We start from the raw sequence: 26,470 nt of genomic DNA, 5'->3' as shown, positions 1-26,470 counted from the left end.
TGCGACGAGCGGGGCCGCTCAGCTGTCCACTTGGCACCCGCGGGACGTATCCGACCTGACGTCAGACCGATGCCTCCACAGGCTCGTTCTCCTTGGCGGGCCTGCGGTGGCGGCCGCGAGGGGCCGCCATGGCGTCCTGCTGGGACACCGGCCCGCGGTGCCTGCCGTGCCCAGTGGCGGTCTGCCCGCCCCCGGCGGCCTGCGGCTGGTTCGTGCTCGCGTCGTTCATCGGAAGAAACTCACCCCGTACACATGATCTTTCCTGCAGCCGGGCGAGTTTAACCGGCGGACCAGGGGGTGGATCCAGGCGACCACGCGGACCGCCGCTACTTCGTTACAAGCCGTCCCAGAGGCGCCTGTCGAAGGGGCACGGGGCGGCGTGCGGCCGGTACGGCCGGAGGTGCGGACTCCCCTTGCGGAAAGGGCTGTTCAAGCTTCGCGGAGGATCCCTCTCCGGTCTCCCTCCGTACCTGCTCCGACCGCCGTTCCGGCCCGGGCGGGTGCAGCACGGCCACCGCGCAGGGCATGGCCGGGGTGGCACACGGCAGGCGCAGTTCCCCGCCCGCCGTCCACCGTCCGGTCCCGGCCAGCCACCCTTCGGGCGCCGGGAGATGACGCATCCGCCGCCGGGCCGGCCGCCACACCCCGACCCAGCTGCCGAGTGCTCCGTCGACGCGCAGCGCCACCGCGCAGCCCTCCGGTGTCAGCACCTGGCCGGGCTGGATCGCGAACGGTGCGACCGCGCAGTCCGGCAGCCGCAGGCACTCCGGGAAACGCACCGGCAGCGTGCTGCCCAGCACCCCCCAGCCCAGCCGGCCCTGCCCCGGCGAGGGCGCGTCCGAGCGGATCAGCAGCAGGCCGCTGTCCGGGTCGGCGAGCAGGACCCGGTCGTCGCTCTCCTCGGTGAGCTGCAGCAGCGGCGACACCTCGCCCCCGCGCCCCAGGTCCACGACGACCGCCTTGGTGCGCCCGCCGGCCTCCCGGTCCAGGGCGAGCATCCGGCCGGCGCGGTCCAGCCACGCCCCGCCCGAGCAGCGGCCCGGGACCTCGGCGACGCGCTCGGGCCCGGAGGCGCCGCCCGCCACCAGCCACAGGGCCGTCGACCGCGGGCCCACGGCGAGGGCGTACGCCCGCCGCCCGCACGGCGCGGGCGGCAGGAGCCGCAGCCGGGTCCCCCCGTCCGGGCGGACGACCGCGCCGAGCCTCACCTCGCCGGTGCCGGGACCGGACGGGTACAGCAGGGAGAACGCGTGCCTCCCGTCCGCCGGCCGGTGGACGAGGACCCGCCCGTCACCCATGGGCTGCACCTCGGTGCCCGGCTCCTCGGGCCGGCCGCCGGGCAGCGGCACCGCGTAGGGCTCGGGGCCGTCCAGGGTCCAGCGCTCCGGGAACAGGCGGTCGCCGTCGCGGGCGAGGCGCGCGCCGTAGGAACCGTCGGCGCTGAGGACGCAGCCCGGCGGCGCCGTCACCCCTTCCTCGTGCCCGGCCTCCCCGTGCTCCGTCGATGGCTCGATCGCGCACACCGTCATCGTTCGGTCACCTCCGGCGACGAACGTAGTTTTCGTACGCGCGGTCGGGGGACCCACCGGCCCCCGCTTCACACATAAGGGTGTTCCAGGAACGATTCGCCTGAGGAAGAGGAGGCGTATGTGCCGGCCGGGGGCGGGCGTCGTTCCCCCACCCGCACCGGTACTCCCGCGGCATACGGGCAGGTAGCCTTGCGTTGTGCCCCGTCTGTCTGAAGTCATCGCCGCGCTGGAGACCCTGTGGCCCCCCGAGCGGGCCGAGTCCTGGGACGCGGTCGGCACCGTCACGGGCGACCCCGACCAGGAGGTCGGCCGGGTCCTGTTCGCGGTGGACCCCGCCCAGGAGATCGTCGACGAGGCGGTGAAGCTGGGCGCCGACCTGCTCGTCACCCACCACCCGCTCTACCTGCGCGGCACGACCACCGTCGCGGCCTCCACCTCCAAGGGCCGCGTGGTGCACGCGCTCATCAAGAACGACATCGCGCTGCACGTCGCCCACACCAACGCCGACACGGCCGACCCCGGCGTGAGCGACGCCCTGGCCGGCGCCCTGGACCTGCGCGTCGTACGGCCGCTGGTGCCGGACACCACGGACCCCGAGGGCCGCCGCGGGCTCGGCCGCGTCTGCGAACTGGACCACCCGCTGACCGTCCGCGAGCTCGCCGCCCGTGCCGCCGGGCGCCTGCCCCGCACCGCGCAGGGTATCCGCGTCGCCGGCGACCCCGAGGCGCTCGTGCGGAGGGTCGCCGTCAGCGGCGGCTCCGGCGACAGCCTCTTCGCCCACGTCCGGGCGGCCGGCGTGGACGCCTACCTCACCGCGGACCTGCGCCACCACCCGGCGTCGGAGTTCGCGGCGGAGCATGCCGCAGGCCGTTCGCCCGCGCTGCTCGACGCGGCGCACTGGGCCACCGAGTGGCCCTGGTGCGAGCTGGCCGCGACCCAGCTCGACGCGATCTCCGACCGTCACGGATGGGACCTGCGGGTCCATGTCTCCGCCACGGTCACCGACCCCTGGACCGCCCACGCGGCATCCTTCGAACCCGATACATCTGGAGCCCCCAACTGAACGCCGAGCCCGCCGACCAGATCCGACTCCTCGACGTCCAGGACTTCGACGTCCGCCTCCAGCAGCTCGCGCACAAGCGGAAGTCGCTCCCCGAGCACGCCGAGATCGAGTCGCTGACCCGGGACCTCGCCCAGCTGCGCGACCTGCACGTGGCCGCGCAGACCGAGGAGAGCGACTGCGCCCGCGAGCAGACCAAGGCCGAACAGGACGTGGACCAGGTGCGCCAGCGCGCCGCCCGCGACCAGAAGCGCCTCGACTCCGGCGCCGTCTCCTCGCCCAAGGACCTGGAGAACCTCCAGCGCGAGATCGTCTCCCTCGCCAAGCGCCAGGGCGACCTCGAGGACATCGTCCTGGAGGTCATGGAGCGCCGCGAGTCCGCGCAGGAGCGGGTCGGTGAACTGTCCGAGCGGGTCACCTCCGTCCAGTCGCGGATCGACGACGCGACCGCCCGCCGGGACGCGGCCTGTGCGGAGATCGACGGCGAGGCCGCCACGGTCACCAAGGAGCGCGCGGTCGTCGCCGGGTCGGTCCCCGCGGACCTGCTCAAGCTGTACGAGAAGCTGCGCGAGCAGCAGGGCGGCGTCGGCGCGGCGAAGCTGTACGCCCGCAGCTGCCAGGGCTGCCGCCAGGAGCTCGCCATCACCGAGCTGAGCGAGATCCGCAAGGCCGCGCCCGACACCGTGGTGCGCTGCGAGAACTGCCGCCGCATCCTGGTCCGCACGTCGGAGTCGGGCCTGTAGGGGGATCCGAGGAGATCTGAGAAGAACCGAGGAGACCCGAGGAGATTTTCCCGGTGCGGGAGTTCATCGTCGAGGCGGACGGCGGGTCGCGGGGCAACCCGGGACCCGCCGGCTACGGGGCCGTGGTCAGTGACGCGGCCACGGGGGAGACGCTGGCGGAGGCGGCCGAGTACCTCGGCGCCACCACGAACAACGTCGCCGAGTACTCGGGCCTGCTGGCCGGCCTGCGGGCCGCGCGCGAGCTGGACCCGGAGGCCGTGGTCCACGTCCGGATGGACTCCAGGCTCGTCGTCGAGCAGATGTCGGGCCGCTGGAAGGTCAGACACCCCGCCATGAAGCCGCTGGCCGCCGAGGCGGCACGCGTCTTCCCGCCGGGCAGGGTCACGTACGAGTGGATCCCGCGCGAGCGGAACGAACACGCGGACCGCCTGGCGAACGAGGCGATGGACGCGGGGCAGCGGGGCGAGCAGTGGACTGCGTCGGCCTCGCCCGCCGCGCCGGACACACCGGCCGCGCGGCCGGTGACACCCGAGCCGCCCGGATCGCTCGGGGAGGCCGGTGCGCGGGGGGCGGATGCCGCCGGTACGGACGAGCGCGGCACCCCTGCCGGAAGGGCCGCCGCTGATGTGCGAGCCGCATTGAACACGCAGGGCGGACGGCCGGCGGCAGCCGAGCAGTCGGGCCCACCCGGGGACGCGGTGACGCGCGCGCCCCGGGCCCGCGCGGTGTCGGCCCCTGCCCCCGACTCCGGCCCGGGGGCAGGAGTGCGGGGGACCGGCGGGGCCGGGCCCGGGGCCGCCGGCGCCGATGCGGGCAACACCCTTGCCGGAAAGTCCGCCGCGGACGTGCGGGCCGCGCAGGCCGTGGCCGCCCCCGGCACGGAGACGGACACCGCCCGCGGTACCGGGCCGGCACCGGCTGTCACCCCTTCCTCGGGCTGGGCGCCCGCGGACATGGGGCCGCCGGCCACCTTCGTCCTCCTGAGGCACGGCGAGACCCCGCTCACCCCCCAGAAACGGTTCTCCGGCAGCGGCGGCAGCGACCCCTCCCTCTCCGACGTCGGCCGCGAGCAGGCCGAGCGGACCGCCGCGGCGCTCGCCCGGCGCGGCACGGTCCAGGCGATCGTCGCCTCCCCCCTCGCCCGTACCCGCGAGACCGCGGGCATCGTCGCCGCCCGCCTGGGCCTCGACGTCACCGTCGACGACGGGCTGCGCGAGACCGACTTCGGGGCGTGGGAGGGCCTCACCTTCGCCGAGGTGCGCGAGCGCCACCCCGACGACCTGAACGCCTGGCTCTCCTCCCCGGACGCCGAACCCACCGGCGGCGGCGAGAGCTTCGCGGCCACCGCGACCCGGATCGCGGCCACCCGAAGCCGGCTGGCCGCCGCGTACGCGGGCCGCACGGTCCTGCTCGTCACCCATGTGACACCGATCAAGACCTTGATACGCCTCGCTCTGGGAGCCCCGCCCGAGGCCCTGTTCCGGATGGAACTCTCGGCGGCTTCACTGTCGGCGGTGGCGTACTACGCCGACGGCAACGCCAGCGTCCGCCTGTTCAACGACACGTCCCACCTGCGCTGAGGTCCGCCGCCGCGCGGGCCAGCCGCTCGACCCGGGCCCAGTCGCGCGCTGCCACCGCGTCCGCCGGGAGCATCCAACTCCCTCCGACACAGGCGACGTTGGGCAGAGCGAGGTAGTCCGGCGCGGAGTCCGGGCCGATCCCTCCGGTCGGGCAGAAACGGGCCTGCGGAAGCGGCCCGGCGATCGCCTTCAGATACGCCGTGCCGCCCGCGGCCCGTGCCGGGAAGAACTTCATCTCCCGCACCCCGCGCTCCAGCAGCGCCACGACCTCCGACACCGTCGACACCCCCGGCAGGAACGGCACCCCGGACGCCCGCATCGACTCCAGCAGGGCGTCCGTCCAGCCCGGACTGACCAGGAACCGCGCCCCGGCCGCCACCACCTCGCGCACCTGTCCCGGCGTGATCACCGTGCCGGCCCCGACCACCGCGTCCGGCACCTCGGCGGCGATCGCGCGGAGGGCGTCCTGAGCGGCGGGTGTCCGCAGGGTCACCTCGATCGCGGGCAGCCCGCCGGCGACCAGCGCCCGCGCCAGCGGCACGGCGTCGGCGACGTCCTCGACCACGACGACCGGCACGACGGGCGCGAGATCCAGTACGGATGCGGCGAAAGCGGGAGCGGGGGCGGGTGCCGGTGAGGGCAGGGAGGAGCTCATGGCGACATCCTGCCCGCGGCAAAGCATCCTCCGCAAAGGGTGTTGCGCAGGATGCAACGCGAGGGGATCCCGCCCGTCGTCAGTGCACCTCGTCCACCAGTACGTCCAGCGCCCACGGCGCCCCCGCACGGGCCGGAGCCTGCGCCTCCACCACGTATCCGAGATCCCGCAACGCCTCCACCAGCGCGGCGGGGTCCTTCGGCGCGGCCCCGTCCGTCAGCAGACTGCGGACGATCCGCCCCTTGGTCGCCTTGTTGAAGTGGCTGACCACCTTCCGGGTCGGCGCGTGCAGCACCCGCACGGTCGCCGTACGGGCGGCCACCTCCCCCTTCGGCCTCCAGGCCGTCGCGTACGCGGCCGACCGCAGGTCCAGCACCAGGCCGCTGCCGGCCGCCTCCGGCAGCACCGAGGCCATCGGCGTACGCCAGTACGCCCCCAGCGCCCCGAGCCCCGGCAGCCGTACGCCCATCGAGCAGCGGTAGGAGGGAATCCGGTCGGTGACCCGGACCGCACCCCACAGCCCCGAGAACACCAGCAGCGAGCGGGCGGCCCCGCGCCGGGCGGCCGCGTCGAGGGAGGCCAGGTCCAGGGCGTCGTAGAGCACCCCGGTGTAGATCTCCCCGGCGGGCCGGGCCCCGGCGGTCCGCAGCTCCAGGTTCTTGGCGACCTCGCCCCGCAGCCCCTCGCTCAGCCCCAGTACCTCGCGCGCCTTGTCCTCGTCGGCGGCGCACAGCTCCACCAGCTCGGCGAGGACGGCCTCCCGGGCACCGGTCAGCCCCGGCAGCGACAGGGACTCGGGCTTCAGCGGGGCGCCGCGGCCGGAAGCGGCCTTGCCTTCGGACGGCGGCAGCAGGACAAGCACGCGGTACTCCTCACGGTAGAGCTCAGCCGCCAGCGTACGGTGCCGGGTCCTGCGCCCGATCGGCCCACCGCCCCGTGGCCAGCGCCCGGACCAGCGCGTCGGACGCGTCGGCGTGGAACCGCACGACGCGCACGTCCCGGCGCCGCCCGAAGAAGGTGACGTGGGTGACCGGCTCCGTGAGCTCCAGCGTGACCGTGGTCTGCGAACCGACCTCGAGGTCCAGTTCCCCGTCGGCCGGGTCATGGCTCATCCGCAGCTCACGCCGTACGGAGGCGATCCGCTCCAGCGGTATCCGCAGATCGACGTGGACGGCCCGGCGGATCCGCAGCGTGCCGGAGTCCGGGTCCAGCACATGGGGCCGTACGACGTTCGCGGCGTGCAGCGCGACGACGAACACGACGGTGTACACGTCCAGGAACAGCACCACCGCGTGGACGGCGGGCCAGTCGAGCAGCAGCACCGACAACGCCACCGTCTCGACGACGCACACGAACGCGAACCCGAACATGACCGCGCCCTGCCCCCGCGCGTACCCGAAGGCCGTCCCGCCCCCGACGCCATGCGTCCGCCGCGCCAGCCACAGCGCGAGGCTCACCATCAACCGCAGTTCATGCTGGACAAGGGCCCGGCCCACCCGCACGCCGCGGGTCATGTCGTCAGCTCCGTCAGCTCCGTCAGCTCCGTCAGCTCCGTCAGTTCCGTCCGTTCCGTCAGTTCCGTCCGCTCCTCCGTGATGATCCGCAGGGTCCGGCGGATCGCCTCCGCCTGGGCCGGGGGAAAGTCCGCGTACATGGCGCGCAGGAAACCGTTGTCCTGGTCGAGCGAGGGTGCCCCCTCCGGGAGCAGGCCGGCGGGCAGGCACTCGGCGAGGACGCGGGCAGCCTCGTCCACGCGGGGGTCGTCCGGTTCGGCGTCGGCGAGTTCGTCGAGCAGCGCGTAGGCGGCGAGCACGCGCTCCACCCCGCCCGGCACCTTCACGAACCCGGTGAGCAGGCCCATCAGTTGCTCCCGCTGCTCCGGGGGCGCCGCGGTCTCGACGAGGGCGAGCATCTCCCGGTCCCTGGCGGCCATGGGGGAGTCGGACAGACCCGCCACCTCTCGGAACAGTGCGGCCAGCTCGGGGGAGACGGGCCCCTCGGTGGTCGGCCCGCCCTCCGTCTCCAGCAACGTCCGCAGCCGCGCCCGGCGGTCCCGGAGCGCCGCCTCCTGCCGTGCCAGGTCCTCGTCCAGCTCGGTCAGCACCTCGACGAGGTCCTTGCCGGCGTCGTCCGCGAGCACGTCCCGCACCTCGGCCAGCCCGAGCCCCAGCTCGGTCAGCCGTCTGATCCGCGCCAGCACGACGGCGTGCCGCAGCGTGTAGTCCCGGTACCCGTTGGCCCGCCGCTCCGGCTCCGGCAGCAGCCCCAGATGGTGGTAGTGCCGCACGGCCCGCGTGGTGACACCGACGGCCGCGGCGAGTTCTCCGATCCGCATGCCCCCAGTAGAGACGTTGACGTCGCGGCAGGGTCAAGCCGGCGGCCGTGGCATCTGACGAGGGCCGTGATCCTGTGCCACGATCGAGTGGACGATTCCCGATATCACGGACAGGTGATCAGCCGATGTCCCGGTCTGACGGGCGACAGAAGGAGGGGCGTGACATGACTGCCATGGCCCACGAGCCGCTCACGCAGGAAGACGTCCTGCTGGAGGGCTTTCTCGCCCTGGACACCCCGGAAGGTTTCCGGGCGGAGCTGATCGAGGGAGAGATCGTTGTGACGCCGCCGGACGGGGATCATGAGGACTGCATCGGACTGATCGTGGAGCAGGTCCTCGAGCGTTCCCGGACCAGGATGCAGTTCTCCGGGAACAAGGGGCTGAAGCTGCGGAGCGGTGGTGGCTGCCCGAAGGACCGCCTGATCCCGGACGGCACTTTTGCCCCAAGGGGGCTGCGGCTCTACCGGGGAGCCGATTCCTGGATGCCCTGTGACGGGGTCGCCCTGGTCCTTGAGGTGACCTCCTCCAAGCCGAAGGCCGACCGCGAGACCAAACGCCGCTGCTACGCCCGAGGCGGCATCCCCCTCTACCTCCTCGTCGACCGCGAAGCCTCCTCGATCACCCTGTTCAGCGCCCCGGAACGCGACGACTACCGCGATGACTACCGGGAGGGTGCTCGCGAGGCCGGCCGAGCTGCCCTCGGCCGGGGCCCCGATCTCCCTCGCGGCCCTGGGCGCCGTCTGCGCGGCGGTCGCGTTCGTCGCCTTCCTGGAGCTGATCAGGGAAGCGGGGCCGGCCCGGGCCACCGTCATCACGTACGTCAACCCGGCGGTCGCGGTCACGGCCGGGTGCTCCTCGACGAGCCCCTGACGGCGACGGTGCCGGCCGCGTTCGCCCCGATCCCCGGCGGCTCCGTCCTGGCCACGGCCGCCGCGCCGAAGCGGGACCCACGCCCGGTACCATGGTCGACACGGCAGACGAGCCGGGCGGACGGCCGCGTGGAGACCCCCTGACGGGGAGCTCCCCGAGGAACGTCCGGGCTCCACAGGGCAGGGTGATGGCTAACGGCCACCCGGGGTGACCCGCGGGACAGTGCCACAGAAAACAGACCGCCGAGGGCTCCGGCCCCCGGTAAGGGTGAAACGGTGGTGTAAGAGACCACCAGTGCCCAGGGCGACCTGGGCAGCTAGGTAAACCCCACCCGGAGCAAGGTCAAAAGGAAACACCCCGGTGTTTCTGCGCGGACGTTCGAGGGCTGCCCGCCCGAGTCCGCGGGTAGACCGCACGAGGCCGGCGGCAACGCCGGCCCTAGATGGATGGCCGTCTCCCCGGCCGCCGCGAGGCGACCGGGCGACAGAACCCGGCGTACAGCCCGACTCGTCTGCCGCTCCGCATTTACGCGGCCCGGAGTCCGTAATTGACGGTTGAACAATTTTCCGTCACGCAATCAGGATCAAGAAACGATCGAATTCTCGGCAGGGAGGCGAGACGGAAGTCTTGCGTCGACTCGATCCTCCTGACAGTGTGCGAGAGTCGGTTCTCGGCATTGCGTTACGGGGGGAGACTCGATGTTCTACACCCTTGCGATCATCCACGACAGCTCTTCCTTTCCTCGGTCCTCGGTTCGCCTCGCTGCCTGACATCATCCACAGCCGGATGCGTCGTACGACAGCTGGTAGGTCCGCCGGAAGTCAGTCAGGAGGAAGAGCGATGGACCACATCTCTGTATCCACGAAGAAGCTGGTACAACACCACTTTCGTTGTCCGGATTCGCGCCTCGGTGGACTCTTGTCGGAGATCACCCAGGTACCGATCAGCACAATCCTGGTCGCGGGTTCACCCCGTACGGGCGGGGAGGACCCGCGGCACATCAACGCGCTCGCCGAAGTGTGTTCCGACCTGCCGCCGATCGTGATCCACCGGAAGGCGATGACCGTCATCGACGGTGTGCACCGGCTCAGGGCGGTGAAGAACAGCGGCGCCACGCACATCAGTGCCGTGTTCTTCAACGGTGACGAACGAGAAGCCTTCGTGCTCGCGGTCAAGCTGAACAGCAGCCACGGACTGCCGCTCACCCTGGCCGACCGCAAGGCCGCGGCCCTCCACATGCTCGCCGACTTCCCGGAGTGGTCCAACCGGCGGCTGGCCGGGATCGTCGGCCTGTCGGACAAGACCATCGCAGCGCTCAGGCGGCGGTCGGGTGCGGAACTTCCGCACCCGGCCGCCGTACGACTCGGGCGGGACGGGGTGGCCTACCCGCTTGCGGCGGCCGAAGCCCGCGGTCGCGCGGAGGTGTACCTCACCGCGAACCCCGACGCGTCGGCGCGAGAGGTGGCGCGCGCCGCGGGCCTCTCGCTCACCACGGCGAAGGACGTGCGGAGGCGGGCGCGAGCTGTCCCAGGGGAACCGCGGACGACGGCGCAGCCGAACGAGGAGCCGGTCCGGGACGGTGGAGCCGGCGACCCCGCGATCGTGAAACGTCCCGGGGCGCACCCGGGGAGCGCGGACCTGTCACTGGCGGTCCGGCGGCTGCGGGCCGATCCCTCGCTCCGGTTCACCGAGGTGGGCCGGAAGCTGCTGCGGACACTGGACCCCTCGGCCGCGCGGCCGCACGACTGGGCGGCGATGGCGAACAGCCTCCCGATCCACTGCGCGCCGATGATCGCCGAGCTGGCGCGGCACCACGCCGCGAGCTGGCAACTCCTGGCGGAATCGTTGACGGAACGGATCGATTCCCGAGACGCTGACGTATAGATGCCCGGCCGGTTCGGCAGGCGGCGTCGCCGACGCTTTCGGTTCGGCGCCCCCGGTTGATTTCGTCGACATCGTCCTCTCGCTTCTTCCGGACTATTCCGTGAAGTGCTGACGCAACAGGTCCGGAAACGCCAGTGGAACTGTGGCCGGTGATTCATTGCGGTCCGAAGTGCGGTGGTTGTGCGGCGTTCGAACGCACTTGTACGATGGCTCTCACAAATTCGAAGCGGGGGAAAGTGACTTCGTACATCCATGAACAGGCCGGGCGTGAGCGATCGCCCGTGCCCCATTCAACCGATCGCGGCGGTCCGCCATTATCGGAGATGCCGACACACTGGTACAACTTCCTGGGGGATCTGCCCGGCCCCATGCCGGAGGTCCGGGATTCCGGAAGCCCCACCGCCGCGGAGATTTCCGAGAAAGTCCGGCCACGCGTTCTCATTGAGCAGAACGGTTCCCGTGAGCAGTGGATCGCGATACCCGAACCGGTCGTGGACTGGCTGCGGCAATGCGGCCGGCCGACACCGCTGCACCGGGCACGCCGGCTCGAGAAACACCTCGGTACGGGCGCGAGAATCTACCTCAAGCGTGAGGACATCCTGCCCAGCGGCAGCTTCAAGTTGAACACCGCGATAGCGCAGGCCCACTACGCGGCCGAGGAGGGGCGGACCACTCTCGTCACCGAGACCGGGGCCGGTCAATGGGGGATGAGTGTCGCGCTGGCGGCGAGGATGTTCGGTCTGCGGGCCGAGATCTTCATGGTGAGGTGCTCGCTCGAGCAGAAGCCCTACCGACGTCACTACATGGAGCTCCTGGGGGCCGAGGTGCGGCCGTCGCCGTCGACTCGGACCGCGATCGGACGAAAGATCCTCGAGGAAGTACCGGGCCATCCCGGCAGCCTCGGCACCGCGATCAGTGACGCGATCGAGCACGCCCTCGGCCTGCCCTCCGCCGCATACCTCGCCGGCAGCGGGATGCCGCACGTCTACCTCCATCAGACGTTGCTCGGGCTCGAGGTCGCGACGCAGCTCAGGGAAACCCATGGTGAGGACCTCGGCGTCGACGGCCGCGGCGACCACCTCATCGCGAGCTCGGGTGGCGGAAGCAATCTCTGCGGTCTCATCGGCCCGCACCTGCGGGCCAAGGCCGACGGAGCGGACCTCCGCTTCCTCGCCGCGGAATCCACCGCGGCGCCCCGGCTCACCCGCGGCGTCTACGCGTACGGCCGCACCGACCTGGGCGGATTCACGCCCGAGGTGCTGGGCTACACCATGGGGGAGGGCTTCATCCCACCGCCCAACCACGTCGGCGGCCTGCGCAACCATCACAGCTCCCCCCTGGTCAGCCTGCTACGACGCAAAGGCGTGCTGGACGCCGTCGCCTTCGACCAGCGGACGGCGCTCGAGGCAGGCCGGGTACTGCTGCAGACCGAGGGTCTGCTGCTCGCACCCGAAGCGAACCACGCGGTCGCCGCGGCCCTGGATGTCGCAGCCAAGGCCGACGCGGAAGACCTCGAACCGGTGATCGTGGTCCTGGCCAGTGGCTCCGGCTTCCTCGATCTGCAGGGCTACCACGAAGTTCTGCTCGACGCATGACCGCACCCCCCTGCACGGCATCTCCGCACCTTGCGATTGGGAAGCCATATGCGCTTGGCGACATTTCAGCCCCAGCTCGGCGTTCATTGTGAGACGACCACCCTGCGGAACATGCTTCACCATGCCGGTGTCGGCATATCCGAACCCATGCTGTTCGGCCTCGGCCAGGGGATCGACTTCCAGTACTGGGACGCTCCGGATCCCGGTCGCGGTACGCCGATGCTCACCGGCCGGATCGGGCCTGCCCTGGTGTCCCGCAACGCCTGCTCGGCCCTGGGTGTGGAACTGCGTGAATCGCGGGCACCCGACTCGGTGTCGGCCCGCGACGCAGCGGCGAAGCTGCTCGACGCGGGACATGTCGTGGGAATGTCCGTCGACATCTTCTACCTCGACTACTTCTCCTCCCGGAGTCATTTCGCGTCCCACTACATCGCGCTGTACGGGCTCGACGACTCCCTCGCCTACGTCGTCGACACCGATCAGCAGGGTGGGGCACAGACGCTTCCGGAGGATTCGCTGCGCCGTGCCCGCGGTTCCGACGAAGGGTTCATGCCGTCGCCGAACCTGCAGATGTACGTGGAGCGGCCGCCGGCGCGGCTGACCACCGACACCGACGCGGTCCTGCGTGAGCAGATCTGGAAGGCCATCCGGCTGACCGCGGAGCGGATGACCGCGGACCGCGGGCCGCGATGCGGCATCGGCGCCTTGCGGCGGGCCGCCTCCGAGATCGCCCAATGGGGCGACACACTCGCCTGCGCGGACGAGGTGGTGCCGGGCGTCGGCCGCTTCTGGCGCTTCGCGGGAACCGGGGGAGCCAATTTCCGGAAGCTCTACCGCGCGTTCCTGTTCGAGGCGCGGCAGCGGTACGGCGACCATGAACTCGACCCGTTCGTCGACGGCTTCGGCGACGTGCAGCGCCAGTGGAACCAGGCGATCGACATGCTGACGGCCTACCGCGGTGCGGACGACGGGCGACGGCAGCTGGAAGCCGTCGCGGCCCGGTTGAACGCGATCGCCGACGCCGAGCAGTCCCTCTTCGAAGGGCTGCTCGTGCCGGCCACCAAGCAGGCGGGTGAGCAGACTTGACGATCACCCGGCTGAAGTCCGTCTGCCGTATGTGCCACGGCGGGTGCGGCGCCATCGTCGAACTCGTGGACGGCGTCCCCACCGACATCCACGGGGACCCGGACAACCCCACGAGCGAGGGCTACTTCTGCATCAAGGGAAAGGCGTCGCTCGACCTGCTGCGCAGCCCCTACCGGCTGACGACGCCACTGGTGCGCACCGGACCGCGCGGCTCGGGGACGTTCGAGCCGGTCAGCTGGGAAGCCGCCCTCGACCGGATCGGCGACGAGCTCACCACGACCATCAGCCGGCACGGGCCCGAGTCCGTCGTCCTCGGCCAGGGGACCGACCGCAACTACCAGGAGTGGGTGTTCCGGCTCGCGAACGCGCTCGGGACGCCGAACGTGGTCGGCCCGGCGCACGTGTGCTTCTACCCCCGGGTCATGGCATCGATCATGACGTACGGCGGATTCACCTTCTGCGACTACGACGGTGATCCTGAGGTGGTCCTGCTCTGGGGCAGCAACAAGCCGAGCACCCACTCCGACGGCGTGATCGGCGTCAAGCTGCTGCGCGCCATGGAACGGGGCAGCCGCGTCATCACCGTCGATCCGCGACGGACGCGGACGGCGGCCCGGTCCGGTCTGCACCTCGCGGTCCAGCCGGGAACCGACTGCGCACTGGCACTCGGCATGATCAAACTGGTCATCGACGAGGACTGGTACGACCACGACTTCGTCGCCGCGCACACCTCCGGGTTCGACGAACTCGCCGAGCACGTGCGGGCGTACGACCTCGAGCGGGTCGCGCGGACCACGGGGCTCGCGCCCGGGCTCATCCGGGACGCGACCCGCTCCTACGCCCTCGCGTCACGGGCGTGCATCGAGGCCGGAACCGGTCTGTCGCAGAACGAGAACTCCTTCGACACGCACCGCGCGATCGCCATCCTCGCCGCCATCTGCGGAAACATCGACGCTCCCGGCGGCGACGTGATCTGGGACCCGATGCCGATCGAGGGCCGGCGTGCCTTCCCCCGCTCGGATCTGCTCCCTCAGGAGCAGGCGAAGAAGCGGATCGGCGGCGACAGGCACAAGATCCTGTCGATGGCCGGCTGGGTCGCGCCGGGAGACCTGCACGAGGCCGTCGTGACCGGGAAACCGTACCCGATCACCTCGATGGTGATCTTCGGCAGCAACATCCTGGCATCGCACGAGAACACCGAGCTGGTCCGCAAGGCGATCGCCAAGCTGGACCTGGTCGTCGTGTGCGACCTGTTCATGACGCCGACCGCCAGGCACGCCGACGTGATCCTGCCGACCTCGAGCTGGCTCGAGCGGGACCAGATCGTCGAGTTCAACTCCTACATCGCGGCCCGGCAGAAGATCGCCACCGTCGACGGTTGCCGCTCGGACGAGGAGATCATCCTGGAACTCGCCGAACGGCTCGGCCTGAGCCGGCACTTCTTCCCCTCGCTGGAAGCCGCTCTCGACGCCAAGCTGGCCGGCATCGATCTCACCTGGGAACAGTTCACGAAGATCGGCTACATCCGGAACGAGAAGCGGTACCGCAAGTACCGCGACGGCGGATTCGGCACCCGGTCCGGACGCGTGAACCTGATGAACAACGGGCTGCAGGCCATGGGCTACGAGCCGTTCCCGGTCTTCCGGCGTCCGCCGGGAGCGGACCCGGATCTGCCGTACGTGATGACCAGCGCCCATCCGCGCCAGTTCTACAACACCGAGTTCCACCAGTTGCCGACCACCTCGCGCAGCCAGACGACGGCGCGGGTGACCGTGCATCCGAAAACCGCGCAGCGGGAGGGGCTTGCAGAGGGCGAAGAGGTGGAGCTCGTTACGCGGGCCGGTGCGCGCGGGGTGCGCATGACGGTCAGAATCTCCGACTCCGTCGCACCGAACGTCGTGCTGGCGGATGCCGGCTGGTGGTATCCGGGCGAGTCCTCGGTCGACGAGTCGCTCAGATCCTCGGTCAATCTCGTGACGACCAACGACCGTTCCGACGTGCACATGGGGAGCGCGACGATGAGAGGCGTAGCAGTGGGAATCCGGCGGCCGGGACCCGGCCGTGGCTAGCGCGCGAGGCACCGTCGCCGCCCGCGTGCCGGAAACCGACGAGGGCCTGCAGGGCGACGAACTGGCCCTCAAGTACGACGAGATGCAGCGCTCCATCCGGGACAACGGCTGGCTCCGGGAGAAGATCGACGACATCCTGGCGGCGGAGATCGACTCCGGGGAGGTCCTGGAGCTCGGATGCGGCCCGGGGTACCTCGGCCTGGAATGGATCACCCGGGCCGACGACTCCGCCCGGCTCGTGGGCCTCGACATCTCACCGGCGATGCTCCGGCGGGCGAGCGCCAACGCGGACGGGTACGGCGTTACCGGCCGGTGCGCCTACGAATGCGGCACCGTGCTGGCCCTGCCGTTCGAGGACCACCGCTTCGATCACGCCATCAGCGCGTCCTCGCTGCACGAATGGGCGGATCCGGTGACCGCCCTGTCGGAAATGCATCGCGTGCTCAGGCCGGGCGGACGGTATTGCATCTCCGATCTGCGCAGGGACGTCGACCGGACGACCTTCCAGTTCATGAAGGCGAACATCGCGGCCGACATGCGTCCGGGCTTCCGCACCTCGATCCGGTCCTCGTACGTCAAGAGCGAGATCGAAGAGCTCCTGAAAGACACCGCGCTCGATACGGCCGTCGTGACGGAAGTGCAGATGGGCATCGTCATCACCGGCAGAAAGGAAGGGTCATGAACTCGCTCGCGGGAAGTTCACCGGCCATCACCGCCACGAGTGACGGGCGCTTCCCCGGCCGCTCCGGCTTCGACCGGTCCTGGGAAGAGATCCTCGAGACGTCGGACACATGGCAAAACCTCGACTGCGGGCCGTACCTGTCGGCCTGGTGCGGACACGCGCCGGACCACGTCGTCGAGAAGTTCGCCGGGGTCAACCACGTCGGCATCTACATGGGCGACTACGACAGCGACGACGAGGTGTTCGGCTGGAACGCCTTCCTGAACGACCTCCGGGCGTCAGGCCGGATCGCCACCGTCGAGATGGGGCCGTCGTACATCTCGCCCCGGCAGTACGGCACGCCGGGATGGTGGAACTCGATCGTTCTCTCCGACGGACGCGCCATCGAGATGTTCACGTGCCGCCGATTCGGCCCCTGGGCGGACCGTTCCGCCGAGGAGCGGGGACGTCTCATGTCGCACGTCGCCCTCGACGTGCACACCGACGCCGACGTCCGCTACGTCCTGGACGTCCTCGACCGGGACGTCGACCACCTCGAGAACATCGCGTTCACCGAGGCGGACGAACTCGGCCACACCTACGGACACCTGCGCAACAACGACAGCGGCACCGTGCTCGAGATCGTGTACGAGGCGCCGCGCGGCGGAACGGAGCCCGGCGATGGCAGTCATTGACATCTCGCCGTACTCCGGTGACCACTGCGAATCCACCGCGCTGCTCAACATGCTCCGCAACCACGACATCGAGTTGAGCGAACCGCTGATCTTCGGGCTGGGGCAGGGGCTGTCGTTCCTGTACTGGCACTCGAAGCAGATGCCGACCCCGTTCCTCGCCGGCCGGGTCAAGCCGGACCAGCTCATACGCAACGTGGTGGACGCTCTCGGCCTCGAGTTGCGGGCGCGGGAGACGTCGTCACCGGCGAAGGCCGAGGCCACCCTGATCGAGGCGCTCGACGAGGGCGATGTGGTGGGGCTCAAGCTCGACCGCCACCACCTCGACTACGCACAGGAGAACCACCACTTCGCCGCACACTACGTCGCCTGCATCGGATACGAGGACGACAGGTTCGTCGTCGTCGAGACCCGGTCGCTCGGCGTTCAGTCGACCTCGCGGGAAAGCCTGAGACGGGCCCGGTCCGCCGGGGGACCGATGTCCTCGCGCAACCTGTCGGTCCGGGTGGACCCGCGCGGGTACGACGAGTCGACCCTCGCGAAGGCATGCCAGTCCTCGATCCTGGCCACCGCGCAGGAGTTCCTGAGCCCGCCGATCACCAACATGGGATTCAAGGGGATCGCGAAGGCCGGTTCGCTCATGCGTGGATGGCACGGCCGGCTCGACCGTCCCGTCGAGGCGATGAGCACCGTCGGCACCAGCATGGAGGAAGGCGGAACGGGCGGCGGACTCTTCCGGACGCTGTGGGCGCAGTTCCTGGAAGAGGCGCACGAACTGACCGGCATCGAGACCTACGACGAGCTCGCCGTCGAGTACCGCCGGATCTCCGAGCGCTGGACGGAAGTGGCGAACCTGCTGCGCGACGCCGACGACGCCGACGACGCCGGTGCCCGGCGATCGCTCGACGAGGCGGCGTCGATCGTCGACAGTCTCGCGGCCGGAGAACGTGCGGCGATGGTGCGGCTGGAGGAGGCGTCCCGATGACCACGCTCACCCGGCCGGCCGGCCGCGACCCGCGAAGCAGGCTGCACGACACCCTCGTCACCCGCCTCGACATCGCGCGGAGGGTCGCCGCGGTCACGTCACTGGACCGGCAGGCGCTCGACGCATGGGCGGCACAGGCGCTCGCCGCGACCGTGGAGCACGCCTGCCGCAACTCACCGTTCTACGCCGACCTCCTACCGGCCGGTGTCGCCAGAGCGGTGGCCCAGGGCCGTCCGCACGCGTTCGAGGCCATCCCCTTCACGACCCGCGAACACCTCTCCGCCGCCTACCCGCTCGGCATGCTTGCCGTGCCGCGGCGCGAGGTCATCCGGTTCGACGAGAGTTCCGGCACCGGCAACGGGCGCCCGGTCGCGGCGTTCTTCACGATGGGGGACTGGCTGGAGAACAACCTCACCGTCGCCGGCCTGCTCGCCGCCGTGCTGGACGAGCGGGACGTCGCGGCCATCGCCGTCCCCTACGAGCTGGCCGGGGTGGGACAGGACCTCGACCGTGCCATCGAGATCCTCGGGTGCACCATCGTGCCGCTCGGCGCGGCCTCACCGTCCTGTACTCCGGACCGGATGGTCGACGCCCTGCTGCGCTCGGGCGCGACCGCACTGGTGTGCTCCGGAACGCGCGCCCTGTTCCTCGGTGAGATCGCTCGCCGCCGTGGCCTCGACCCGCGTCACGACCTCGCGGTCTCGAAGATCCTCATGGCGGGGGAGGGCGCGTCGCCGGCCAAGAAGCGGCGGCTGGCCGATCAGTGGGACGCCGTCGCGTACTCGATGTTCGGCATGACCGAGACCAACACGCTGGCCATGTTCTGCCCGGACCGTGAGCTGCACCTGGTCGAGACACGGACGTTCTTCGAGGTGGTGGATCCGGGATCCGGCGAGCGGCTGCCGGACGGCTCCGTCGGTGAGCTGGCCGTGACGACGCTGGCGAGCCGGGCCATGCCGCTGCTGCGGTACCGGACCGGTGACGTCTGCCGGATCGAGGCGGCGCCGTGCGGCTGCGGGTCCCCGTTGCGCCGACTGCACCACCGCGGCCGCATCGGTGACCGGATCCCGGTCGGTGACCGCTGGACCTCCCAGCTGGAGATCGAGGACATCGTCCTGAGCGCCATGACCGCCGCGCCGTACTACTTCGCCTTCGACATCGACGGGGACGCACTGGAGATCGCCCTGCCGCCGTCGAGCGGCGACGACGCGACCCGGACATCGATCGCGGCCGGTGTCCGTGACCGACTCGGCGCGGCCACCCGATTCCGCCGGCTGGACACCGACCGGTTCGAGACGGCGCTGCGGACCTCGGCCAAACCGACCATGCGCAACTTCAGTGTCCACGGGGGAGGGAGGGGCTGACGATGAGGGTGGAACTGCCGCTTCCCACGCGCGTTCCGATCGAGGGGCGCTTCGAGATCGATGACACGTGCATCGACTGCAAGCTCTGCAACGACCTGGCGCCCGAGAACTTCGACGCCGACCTCGACAACGACGTCCACTACGTGTGCAAACAACCCGGGACACCCGACGAGCTCGAACGGGTCCTCGACGCATTCGAATCCTGCCCCACCGAATCGATCCGGTACTCAGCGGGGCCTACTGAGGAGTGATGGGGCAATGTCAAGCCTGGACGATCCAGTAAAAGCCGACATGTGCGCCGGCCGGCGGCAGATGACCGAGCTGGGACCGGTGGCCGAGAACTACGACCAGCTGCACCGCATCGATCTGCTCGGCGAGGCGCGGGCCGCACGAGCGGTGCCGGAGGGCACGTACGACTCGACGGTGTGCGCGGTCCTCCAAGCGTCGGAGGTGTGCCTGCTCAACCTGGCCCGGCTGGCGCGCAAAACCCGGGCGTGCCTGCTGGCCGACGACATCCCGGCCGCCTCCCGCCACGTGCAGTGGGCCGTCGGGTTCCACCGGTTGCTGCGCGGGCTCGGCACGGTGATGTCGGACGCCCGCAGCGCCTTCGGATCCGGCGTGTCCACCGGGGCCACGACCCTGAGCATCTCCGAGTCCGCCGGCTACGCGGCCTACGTCGACGCGCTCCGGGGGCTGGAGGACGCGGCCAAGGGCTCGCTGCTGGCCGGCGCGCCCGAGCTGACCCGCTCCACCATCGCCACCAAGAGCATCGACGACCCGTTGTACCGCGTGCTGCACGGCATCCGGCTCGGCTGCCATGACGCGACCAAGTGGGAGAGCGACCTCACCGCCGTACCCGTCGGGGTGCGCCGGAGCACCGACGAGCTGATCTCCGCCGAGACACTGGCACGCGCGGTCGCCGCGACCGAGCTGAACGCGGGCACTCTGCACGGCGAGTTCGTCGCCCTGCACCAGGTACCGGAGATTCTCTGCGCCGAGGCGAACGACCACCTCGAGGTCGCCGTCCGGGCGATCCGGGCATCGGCCCTGAGCCGGGCGGCGCAGCACCTGGCGGTCTGCCGGGAGCTGCTCGATCCGGTGGTCGAGGCGCAGCGGGTGATGGCCGAGCACCTGGCGACCGGCGAGTACCACGAGTTCCGGACCAATCTGGGGCCCGCGAGCGGTACGCACTCGCTGTCGATCAAGCAGCACATGTTCCGGGACCTGTTCAAGCACATGTGGAACGACCTCGAGACCTGGCTGCGTTCGCTCGGCGAGTCGTCGCTCGAGGAGATCGTCCTGGACATCGACGCACGCCGCCACGACGACCCGGAGGCATGGCTGCGGCACACCGTGGTCGACCAGGCGTTCCTGCTGCACTCCGCCCACCAGCAGTGGCGGCACGAGCATCTGCACATGCCCCGCAACTGCCTGGGCGGCGGCGGCACCAAGTCCATGATCGGCATCCCGGACGGGCCCCAGGCGGTCTACAAGATGCGGGACGCGGCCAATGCCCATTACTCGCTGGCCACGGTCCACCGGGCGCGCCGGACGAGCCTGACGAACGCCGTGCCGGACTCACCACTGGCCAAGCTCATCACCGATCCCAGCTCCCTCGACTCCGAGCTGATGCGGGTCGTGGGTGAGGCGACACGCGAGTACTTCCCCCAGGTCCAAGAGCAGAACTATCAGCCGTTCCGGTCCGGTGCGGCCGAGCGGAACCCGTAGGAGCGCGGACGGTGACCACCACAGGACCCGAGGCCTCTGACAGCGTCATGCCCACTGACGAAATCACCCTTCTGCCGGGCTCGTCCGGCGGAGCCTGGCGAGGGACCGAGTACGTCGCCAGCCTCAAGGACGAGCGGGAGGTCTGGTGCGACGGGCGCCGGGTCGACGTGACCGGCGACCCGGGCTTCCAGCCGATGCTGTCCACGCTGGCCGGCCTCTACGACGCCCAGCACCTGCCCGACCGGGCGGACGAGATGCTCCACCGGTCGGACACGTCCGGCAACCCGGTCAGCCTGTCGTACCTGGCGCCGGCCGACCGGGACGGCCTCAGCCGCAAGTGGGCCAACTCCCACCGGTGGGCGGAGGCGTCCTACGGCCAGCTCTCCCGGGTGCCCGACTTCATGTCGAACGTCGTGGTCGGCCTGTACGACTTCCGCTTCGAGCTGGCCGAGGTCGATCCGGAGTTCGGGCGCAACGCGGAGAACTACTACCACTACTGCCGCGAGAACGACCTCACGCTGACGCACGGCCTGGGCGACCCGCAGATCGATCGTTCCGCGACCCCCGCCGACCGGCCGGAACTGGGGCTGAGGGTGGTGCGGCGCGGCGCCGACGGCATCGTCGTGCGGGGAGCCAAACAGATCGCCACCCTGGCGCCGTACGCCCATGAGGTGCTCATCTACCTCTCGCCCGCGAACTACCTGCGTGAGGACCCCGGCTACGTCTGCTGGTTCGCCGCCCCACTGGCGACGCCGGGCCTTCGCGTCCTGTGCCGCAAGTCGTACGCCGACGGCTCCGGCGGCCTCTCCGCGCACTACGACGAGCAGGACGCCATGCTGGTGTTCGACGACGTGTTCATCCCGATGAACCGGGTCTTCCTGCTCGACGACTCCCGAACGGCCGTCCGCGGATTCGGCGAGCTGAACAAGTGGTCGCTCTACACCGGCCAACTGCGCTACTACCACCGGCTGCGCACCATGCTCGGTGTCGCGTCGCTACTGGCCCAGGCGATCGGTGTCGACAAGTTCCGGCAGGTCACGGACCTACTCGGCGAGCTCACCTCGTACGTCGAGATCGTGCGGCTCGGCCTGGCCGCGATCGACGCCGAGTGCCGGCCCACCCCCTCGGGTCTGCTCGCCCCCGGCTCGACGGCCGCGCTCGACGCCGTCGCCGGCCGCTTCTCGACGCGGGGCTCGGAGATCATCCGGCAGATCGGCGCGTCGGGTCTGATCATGCAGCCCTCGGAAGCCGATCTGGGGACGCCCGAGCTGCGCGCGGTGCTGGACACCTACATGTGCGGGCGCGAGATGCGCGTGGACGAGAAGGCCCGGATCTTCCGGCTCGCCGCCGATCTGGCCGTCGACCGTTTCGGGATGCGCCAGGAACTCTACGAGACGTGGAACCGCGGTGATCCCGCCCGGGTCCGTTCGATGCTCTACGCCCGGTATCCCGACCTGCAGCGCTGCGAAACCCAGGCCCGCACACTGGCCGAAGGGCGGAACGACACCACATGAGCCTCGACAGCATTCGACTCGAGGGAGTCACGACCCACAACCTCAAGTCGGTCGACGTCTCCTTCCCCAAGGGACAGTTGGTCGTCGCCGCGGGCGTCTCGGGATCGGGCAAGTCGTCCCTGGTCATCGACACCCTCTTCGAACACTCGAAGACGCTCTACCTGGGTGCCCTGTCCAGCAAGTCCCTCGACATGGGCGACGGCGACTACCATTTCGACCGCATCGCGGGGACGCAGCCGCCGGTGGCCCTGCGCCAGCGCGACGGCGGCTACTCCAACCCCCGCTCGACCGTGGGGACCCTCACCGGCCTCGACGGGCTGTACCGGCTGCTGTTCGGTGCCGGCTCGCGGCCGGTCTGCCCCGCCTGTCTCGGCCCGGCCGGCCCGGACCTGTTCTGCGACGACTGCGGCTGCTTCGCCGAACCGCACTCCGCGAAGCACTTCAGCCCGAACCGCAAGGAAGGCAAGTGCCTTCGGTGCGACGGCATCGGCGAACTCGTCGGTTTCTCGCTGGACAGGATCGTCCCGGACCGGTCGAAGACGCTCACCGAGATCTGGGACGGCGCCGACCCCGGAACGTTCGCCGTTCCCAACGTGCGGAAGGCCTTCGAGGCGATGGCCGCGGACATCGGCCTGGACCTCGACCTGCCGTTCGAGAAACTGAGCCCGGAGCAGACCGGGCGGGTGCTGCACGGCTCGGACACGGTCTACACCCTCAAGATCCGCAAGGTCACCAACGACTTCCGCTTCGAGGGCATTCTGGGCTTCCTGGAACGTGCGTACAGGAACGCGTCGTCCGCCGCCCGCAAGAACGCCTTCACCAACTACCTCGGACGGGAGGTCTGCCCCGCGTGCGACGGAGGGCGGCTGCGCCCCGAGTCGCTCAGGGCGACGGTGGCCGGGCACACCTTCCACGACTTCCAGAGCGACGAGCTGTCGCGTTCGATCAGCCGGTTGCGCGAGGGGCTCACGTCCGGTGACGTGCCGGCGCAGGTGCGCGAGCTCGCCTCCGCGATCGTCAGGCAGAGCGCGAACATCGAGGACGTCGGCCTGGGGCACCTGCAGCTGCAGCGGCCGGTCACCACCCTCTCCGGCGGTGAGCTGCAGCGGCTGCTGCTGGCGCAGCATCTGGCCAGTGACCTGACCGGGGTCATGTACGTCCTCGACGAACCGACCGCCGGTCTGCACGAGGCCGACACCGGGAGGATCCTCGACTCACTGCGGCGGCTGCGCGATCTCGGCAACACGGTCATCGTCATCGAGCACGACGAGTCGGTGATCCGTGCCGCCGACTGGATCGTCGAACTGGGACCCGGGGCCGGATCGCGCGGCGGCGAGATCGTCTTCGAGGGTCGGTTCGCCGACCTGCTGAACTCCAGTGACTCGCCGACGGCGACCGCGATGCTGTCGGCGGGGCCGTCGCGGACCAAGGCCGACCTCACCGGCGCACGCTGGCTCACGGTCCGCGGCATCACGCGCAACAACGTCGTGGACCTGACCGCGAAGTTCCCGCTCGGCGGACTGACCTGCGTCTCCGGCGTGTCCGGCGCGGGCAAGAGCTCACTGGTGGACGGCATCCACGCATCGGTCTCCCGGGCCATCGCCCAGCGGTCGGCGGGCGTGGTGGCCGAGAGCACCGGCATCGAGGGAGCCGAAGCCCTGGACGACGTCATCTACGTCGAGCAGCGCCCGATCGGCCGCTCCAGCCGGAGCACGCTCGTCACCTACATCGGCGTCAGCGACCACATCCGCGATGCCTTCGCCGGCAGCGCCGACGCGGTCGAGCGCGGACTCGGCCGTGCCGAGTTCAGCCCGAACGTCGCCGGCGGGCGGTGCGAGTCCTGCAAGGGACTCGGGCTGGCCGAGATCGAGATGACCCTGTTCAAAAGCGAGTTCGTCGTCTGCCCCGAGTGTGACGGCCGCCGGTTCCAGAACCACGTCCTCGAGGTACGGCTGGACGACAAGAACATCCACGACGTGCTGTCGATGACCGTCGAGGACGCACTCGAATGGTTCGACGCGGAGAGCTCCCCCAAGGTCGTCCAGGCGCTCGGCGTGCTCCACGAGTTCGGCCTGGGCTACCTGCAGCTCGGCTGCTCGACGACCACTCTCTCCGGTGGCGAGGCGCAGCGGCTCAACCTGGCCGGCGAACTGCTCAAGCAGCGCCGCAGCCGCACGCTGTTCATCTTCGACGAGCCGACGCGCGGCCTGCACGCCGCCGACATCCGCCACCTTCTGGCCCTGTTCGAGCGGTTGATCTCCACCGGCAACACCATCGTGGTCATCGAGCACAACGTGAGGGTGATCGCCATCGCCGACTGGGTGATCGATCTCGGGCCGGGTGCGGGCCGCGACGGTGGCAGGGTGGTGCACAGCGGGACCCCGGAGGAACTCGCCGCCAACCCGGCCGGCGTGACCGGCCGGTTCGTACGCCGGCTGCGCGAGGGACCCGGCGCGGCCGTGCCCGTGCCCGACCCCGTCAAAAGCGGGCAACCGAGTGCGGCGCCGGACCTCGGCATCATCGGCGAGCTACTGCCGCGGGCCGTCACGGTGGTCGCCGGCACCGCGCGGCAGTCCGACCAGAACGGGCCGACACCGTACGGACTGGTGATCGGCTCGCTCACCGTCGTCTCCGACGAACTCGCCCTGATCGGCTTCCTGGTGCGCTCGAGCAGCACCAGTTGGAACGCCATCGCGGACACCGGCCGGTTCTGCGTCAACATCCTCGGAGACGACCAGCACGAGGTGTCCGACGCCTTCTCGCAGGGCAGGCCGGACAGCCGCTTCGACGCCCTCTCGTGGACGCCGTCCGCCAACGGCTGCCCCCGGCTCTCCGGCGCCGTCGGCACCATCGACTGCAGCCTGAAGTCGACCTACCGGATCGGTGACCACGAGTTCGTCCTGGCGACGGTCGTCAGCGTCGACCTCGATGCCGGCACCGGCCGCCGCCCACTGCTTCGCACCGAACGGGGCGACAGCGCTCTCGACGACTACGGGTGGCGCCGATTCACCCGGGAAGCGGAGGCCAGGTGACGACGACCACGTCCATCGCAACGCACTACGAGCAGTTCCTGGAACTGCTCACCCGCGATGCCGGCGACACGGCGGACGGCCGCGACGCGGTCCGTGCGCGCTACGGCGAACGGGTCGACCCCTCGGGCGGGCCGCAGCCGATCACGATGACCCGCGACGAGTGGATCCTGAATCAGATCGACCTGGCACTGGCACTGGGCCGGCTGCTGACCGAGGACGACGTCGTGGTCTCGGCCGTGCCGTACGAACTGTCGTTCATCGGCGCCGAGGTGGACCGCGTGATCGAGATGGTCGGCGCCTCGGTGATCAGCGTCGGGACGAGCCGGACCATCTGCCCGATGCCGCGGCTGCTCGGGCTGGTCGAGCAGTACGAGGTGACGGCCCTGGTGTGCTCGCCGAGCTTCGCCGCGGAGCTGGCGAGCCTCGCGGTCTCGCTCGGGCAGCGGCCGGGGGACTCGACGATCCGGACGATCATCTGCGTGGGGGAGGCCTGCTCCACCGAGCGCCTCGACCGCGTCGGCGCCGTCTGGGCGGCGAAGACCTCCGCCCTCTACGGGACGCCGTCGACACCGACGGTGGCCGTTGCCTGCGAGTACGGCGCACTGCACCTGTGCGACCACCGGCTACGGGCGGAGGTCCGTGACGGTCCCCGGGGCGAGCTGCTCCTGGGCGGCTCACCGACCGGTGAGCTCGTCGAGCTGTGGCCGGCGGACCACCGGTGTGACTGCGGTGCCACGAGCCGGGTCCTGGTTCCGCTCGGGAGCGTGGCCGCGGCGGTACGCGGACCGGCCGGCCTCGTCCCGGCGGCGGACGTGGAGCGGATCGTGTTCGGCCACGCCGGGCTCGCGCCGCACTTCGCCTGCGAGGTCCGGGACGGCACCTTCCACGTGACCTGTGCCGTGACCGACCCAGAACCGCCTGCCGACGGCGCGATGCGGCGGTCGATCCGCAGCGGGATCGGCGACGCCCTCGGGGTCGGGGCCGAGGTCACGATCGTCGGCGTGAAGGACTGGAGTACCGCCACGTCATGATCCGCACCCGGCCGCGGCGCACCGTCGCCGTGGCCGGTCCACCGGTGGCATCTCGAG

General features: G+C 70.7%; 23 protein-coding genes, 1 other RNA gene and 1 pseudogene. 19 read left to right on the top strand and 6 right to left on the bottom strand.

Features of this window, described 5'->3' with window-relative positions; genetic code table 11:
* Nucleotides 1-61: 61 nt before the first annotated feature.
* Together ACFWVE_RS22840 and ACFWVE_RS22835 are read right to left on the bottom strand one after the other, a co-directional pair.
* Nucleotides 62-229, bottom strand: a complete 168-nt coding sequence (locus ACFWVE_RS22840) for a hypothetical protein (RefSeq protein ID WP_384016838.1) — start codon at nt 227-229, stop codon at nt 62-64.
* A gap of 97 nt (nt 230-326) precedes the next feature.
* A complete protein-coding gene (locus ACFWVE_RS22835; RefSeq protein ID WP_384016835.1) occupies nt 327-1,529 on the bottom strand; it encodes a hypothetical protein in 1,203 nt (400 codons plus the stop codon).
* Nucleotides 1,530-1,725: 196 nt separating this feature from the next.
* Between ACFWVE_RS22835 and ACFWVE_RS22830 the strand changes: the two genes are divergently transcribed.
* The 3 genes from ACFWVE_RS22830 to ACFWVE_RS22820 are packed head-to-tail and all read left to right on the top strand — an operon-like array spanning nt 1,726 to nt 4,912.
* Nucleotides 1,726-2,592, top strand: a complete 867-nt coding sequence (locus ACFWVE_RS22830; protein ID WP_384016833.1) for a Nif3-like dinuclear metal center hexameric protein — start codon at nt 1,726-1,728, stop codon at nt 2,590-2,592.
* Complete coding sequence (locus ACFWVE_RS22825) at nt 2,589-3,332, top strand: zinc ribbon domain-containing protein (RefSeq protein WP_384016846.1); 744 nt, start codon at nt 2,589-2,591, stop codon at nt 3,330-3,332. Before ACFWVE_RS22830 ends, ACFWVE_RS22825 begins: the two co-directional genes overlap by 4 nt.
* 53 nt (nt 3,333-3,385) lie before the next feature.
* Nucleotides 3,386-4,912 carry a bifunctional RNase H/acid phosphatase gene (locus ACFWVE_RS22820; protein WP_384016830.1) on the top strand — a complete coding sequence of 509 codons (1,527 nt, stop codon included), beginning with the start codon at nt 3,386-3,388 and terminating at the stop codon, nt 4,910-4,912.
* Here the strand turns inward: ACFWVE_RS22820 and eda are convergent.
* The 4 genes from eda to ACFWVE_RS22800 all read right to left on the bottom strand — a co-directional run bounded on the left by eda (nt 4,887) and on the right by ACFWVE_RS22800 (nt 7,902).
* On the bottom strand, nt 4,887-5,567 hold the full coding sequence (gene eda, locus ACFWVE_RS22815) for a bifunctional 4-hydroxy-2-oxoglutarate aldolase/2-dehydro-3-deoxy-phosphogluconate aldolase (RefSeq protein WP_384016828.1): 681 nt from the start codon (nt 5,565-5,567) through the stop codon (nt 4,887-4,889). The genes ACFWVE_RS22820 and eda overlap by 26 nt on opposite strands.
* 79 nt (nt 5,568-5,646) lie before the next feature.
* Complete coding sequence (yaaA, locus tag ACFWVE_RS22810) at nt 5,647-6,429, bottom strand: peroxide stress protein YaaA (RefSeq protein WP_384016826.1); 783 nt, start codon at nt 6,427-6,429, stop codon at nt 5,647-5,649.
* Between the two features lie 22 nt (nt 6,430-6,451).
* Nucleotides 6,452-7,081 carry a hypothetical protein gene (locus ACFWVE_RS22805; RefSeq protein ID WP_384016824.1) on the bottom strand — a complete coding sequence of 210 codons (630 nt, stop codon included), beginning with the start codon at nt 7,079-7,081 and terminating at the stop codon, nt 6,452-6,454.
* Nucleotides 7,078-7,902, bottom strand: a complete 825-nt coding sequence (locus tag ACFWVE_RS22800) for a MerR family transcriptional regulator (protein ID WP_384016822.1) — start codon at nt 7,900-7,902, stop codon at nt 7,078-7,080. Before ACFWVE_RS22800 ends, ACFWVE_RS22805 begins: the two co-directional genes overlap by 4 nt.
* A 173-nt stretch (nt 7,903-8,075) precedes the next feature.
* Here ACFWVE_RS22800 and ACFWVE_RS22795 point away from each other — a divergent pair.
* The 16 genes and pseudogenes from ACFWVE_RS22795 to ACFWVE_RS22720 all read left to right on the top strand — a co-directional run.
* Nucleotides 8,076-8,558 (top strand): annotated as a pseudogene (locus ACFWVE_RS22795) (Uma2 family endonuclease); the annotation flags it as partial.
* Nucleotide 8,559: 1 nt separating this feature from the next.
* Nucleotides 8,560-8,772 (top strand): hypothetical protein, encoded by a 213-nt coding sequence (locus ACFWVE_RS22790; protein ID WP_384016819.1) that lies wholly within the window; start codon nt 8,560-8,562, stop codon nt 8,770-8,772.
* A 108-nt stretch (nt 8,773-8,880) separates the two neighbouring features.
* Nucleotides 8,881-9,286: RNase P RNA component class A (gene rnpB, locus ACFWVE_RS22785), an RNA gene on the top strand.
* A 404-nt stretch (nt 9,287-9,690) separates the two neighbouring features.
* Nucleotides 9,691-10,656 carry a ParB N-terminal domain-containing protein gene (locus ACFWVE_RS22780; protein ID WP_384016817.1) on the top strand — a complete coding sequence of 322 codons (966 nt, stop codon included), beginning with the start codon at nt 9,691-9,693 and terminating at the stop codon, nt 10,654-10,656.
* Between the two features lie 323 nt (nt 10,657-10,979).
* The gene (locus tag ACFWVE_RS22775; RefSeq protein ID WP_384016814.1) at nt 10,980-12,251 is read left to right on the top strand and encodes a TrpB-like pyridoxal phosphate-dependent enzyme; all 1,272 of its coding nucleotides are present in this window, start codon (nt 10,980-10,982) and stop codon (nt 12,249-12,251) included.
* A 48-nt stretch (nt 12,252-12,299) separates the two neighbouring features.
* Nucleotides 12,300-13,337 (top strand): BtrH N-terminal domain-containing protein, encoded by a 1,038-nt coding sequence (locus ACFWVE_RS22770; RefSeq protein ID WP_384016811.1) that lies wholly within the window; start codon nt 12,300-12,302, stop codon nt 13,335-13,337.
* Complete coding sequence (locus tag ACFWVE_RS22765; protein ID WP_384016808.1) at nt 13,334-15,406, top strand: molybdopterin-dependent oxidoreductase; 2,073 nt, start codon at nt 13,334-13,336, stop codon at nt 15,404-15,406. Before ACFWVE_RS22770 ends, ACFWVE_RS22765 begins: the two co-directional genes overlap by 4 nt.
* Nucleotides 15,399-16,088 carry a class I SAM-dependent methyltransferase gene (locus tag ACFWVE_RS22760; RefSeq protein ID WP_384016805.1) on the top strand — a complete coding sequence of 230 codons (690 nt, stop codon included), beginning with the start codon at nt 15,399-15,401 and terminating at the stop codon, nt 16,086-16,088. The genes ACFWVE_RS22765 and ACFWVE_RS22760 overlap by 8 nt, the downstream gene beginning before the upstream one ends.
* Nucleotides 16,085-16,762 (top strand): hypothetical protein, encoded by a 678-nt coding sequence (locus ACFWVE_RS22755; protein WP_384016802.1) that lies wholly within the window; start codon nt 16,085-16,087, stop codon nt 16,760-16,762. Before ACFWVE_RS22760 ends, ACFWVE_RS22755 begins: the two co-directional genes overlap by 4 nt.
* Nucleotides 16,749-17,744: a BtrH N-terminal domain-containing protein gene (locus tag ACFWVE_RS22750; protein ID WP_384016799.1), complete on the top strand. Its 996-nt coding sequence runs from the start codon at nt 16,749-16,751 to the stop codon at nt 17,742-17,744. The genes ACFWVE_RS22755 and ACFWVE_RS22750 overlap by 14 nt, the downstream gene beginning before the upstream one ends.
* Nucleotides 17,741-19,108, top strand: coding sequence for a phenylacetate--CoA ligase family protein (locus ACFWVE_RS22745; RefSeq protein WP_384016796.1), 1,368 nt, complete (start codon nt 17,741-17,743; stop codon nt 19,106-19,108). The genes ACFWVE_RS22750 and ACFWVE_RS22745 overlap by 4 nt, the downstream gene beginning before the upstream one ends.
* Before the next feature lie 2 nt (nt 19,109-19,110).
* Complete coding sequence (locus tag ACFWVE_RS22740) at nt 19,111-19,359, top strand: ferredoxin (protein ID WP_384016793.1); 249 nt, start codon at nt 19,111-19,113, stop codon at nt 19,357-19,359.
* 7 nt (nt 19,360-19,366) lie between these two features.
* On the top strand, nt 19,367-20,836 hold the full coding sequence (locus tag ACFWVE_RS22735) for a hypothetical protein (protein ID WP_384016790.1): 1,470 nt from the start codon (nt 19,367-19,369) through the stop codon (nt 20,834-20,836).
* Between the two features lie 47 nt (nt 20,837-20,883).
* Nucleotides 20,884-22,350 carry a 4-hydroxyphenylacetate 3-hydroxylase N-terminal domain-containing protein gene (locus tag ACFWVE_RS22730; protein WP_384016787.1) on the top strand — a complete coding sequence of 489 codons (1,467 nt, stop codon included), beginning with the start codon at nt 20,884-20,886 and terminating at the stop codon, nt 22,348-22,350.
* Entirely contained in the window at nt 22,347-25,382 is a 3,036-nt protein-coding gene (locus ACFWVE_RS22725; RefSeq protein WP_384016784.1) for a flavin reductase, read from the top strand. Before ACFWVE_RS22730 ends, ACFWVE_RS22725 begins: the two co-directional genes overlap by 4 nt.
* Nucleotides 25,379-26,413 carry a hypothetical protein gene (locus tag ACFWVE_RS22720; RefSeq protein ID WP_384016781.1) on the top strand — a complete coding sequence of 345 codons (1,035 nt, stop codon included), beginning with the start codon at nt 25,379-25,381 and terminating at the stop codon, nt 26,411-26,413. Before ACFWVE_RS22725 ends, ACFWVE_RS22720 begins: the two co-directional genes overlap by 4 nt.
* Nucleotides 26,414-26,470 lie beyond the last annotated feature (57 nt).

This window comes from Streptomyces sp. NPDC058632, from assembly GCF_042717095.1.
GTDB lineage: Bacteria > Actinomycetota > Actinomycetes > Streptomycetales > Streptomycetaceae > Streptomyces.
Note: the sequence above shows the minus strand (reverse complement) of the source record. Positions and strands in the feature narration are given on the sequence as shown.

Excerpts from the sequence above, each read along its gene's own strand:
- ACFWVE_RS22840 (WP_384016838.1), bottom strand. The coding sequence starts at position 229 with ATGAACGACGCGAGCACGAACCAGCCGCAGGCCGCCGGGGGCGGGCAG.
- ACFWVE_RS22835 (WP_384016835.1), bottom strand. The coding sequence starts at position 1,529 with ATGACGGTGTGCGCGATCGAGCCATCGACGGAGCACGGGGAGGCCGGG.
- eda (WP_384016828.1), bottom strand. The coding sequence starts at position 5,567 with ATGAGCTCCTCCCTGCCCTCACCGGCACCCGCCCCCGCTCCCGCTTTC.
- ACFWVE_RS22805 (WP_384016824.1), bottom strand. The coding sequence starts at position 7,081 with ATGACCCGCGGCGTGCGGGTGGGCCGGGCCCTTGTCCAGCATGAACTG.
- ACFWVE_RS22800 (WP_384016822.1), bottom strand. The coding sequence starts at position 7,902 with ATGCGGATCGGAGAACTCGCCGCGGCCGTCGGTGTCACCACGCGGGCC.
- ACFWVE_RS22790 (WP_384016819.1), top strand. The coding sequence starts at position 8,560 with ATGACTACCGGGAGGGTGCTCGCGAGGCCGGCCGAGCTGCCCTCGGCC.
- ACFWVE_RS22775 (WP_384016814.1), top strand. The coding sequence starts at position 10,980 with ATGCCGACACACTGGTACAACTTCCTGGGGGATCTGCCCGGCCCCATG.
- ACFWVE_RS22770 (WP_384016811.1), top strand. The coding sequence starts at position 12,300 with ATGCGCTTGGCGACATTTCAGCCCCAGCTCGGCGTTCATTGTGAGACG.
- ACFWVE_RS22755 (WP_384016802.1), top strand. The coding sequence starts at position 16,085 with ATGAACTCGCTCGCGGGAAGTTCACCGGCCATCACCGCCACGAGTGAC.
- ACFWVE_RS22750 (WP_384016799.1), top strand. The coding sequence starts at position 16,749 with ATGGCAGTCATTGACATCTCGCCGTACTCCGGTGACCACTGCGAATCC.
- ACFWVE_RS22745 (WP_384016796.1), top strand. The coding sequence starts at position 17,741 with ATGACCACGCTCACCCGGCCGGCCGGCCGCGACCCGCGAAGCAGGCTG.
- ACFWVE_RS22740 (WP_384016793.1), top strand. The coding sequence starts at position 19,111 with ATGAGGGTGGAACTGCCGCTTCCCACGCGCGTTCCGATCGAGGGGCGC.
- ACFWVE_RS22735 (WP_384016790.1), top strand. The coding sequence starts at position 19,367 with ATGTCAAGCCTGGACGATCCAGTAAAAGCCGACATGTGCGCCGGCCGG.
- ACFWVE_RS22730 (WP_384016787.1), top strand. The coding sequence starts at position 20,884 with ATGCCCACTGACGAAATCACCCTTCTGCCGGGCTCGTCCGGCGGAGCC.
- ACFWVE_RS22725 (WP_384016784.1), top strand. The coding sequence starts at position 22,347 with ATGAGCCTCGACAGCATTCGACTCGAGGGAGTCACGACCCACAACCTC.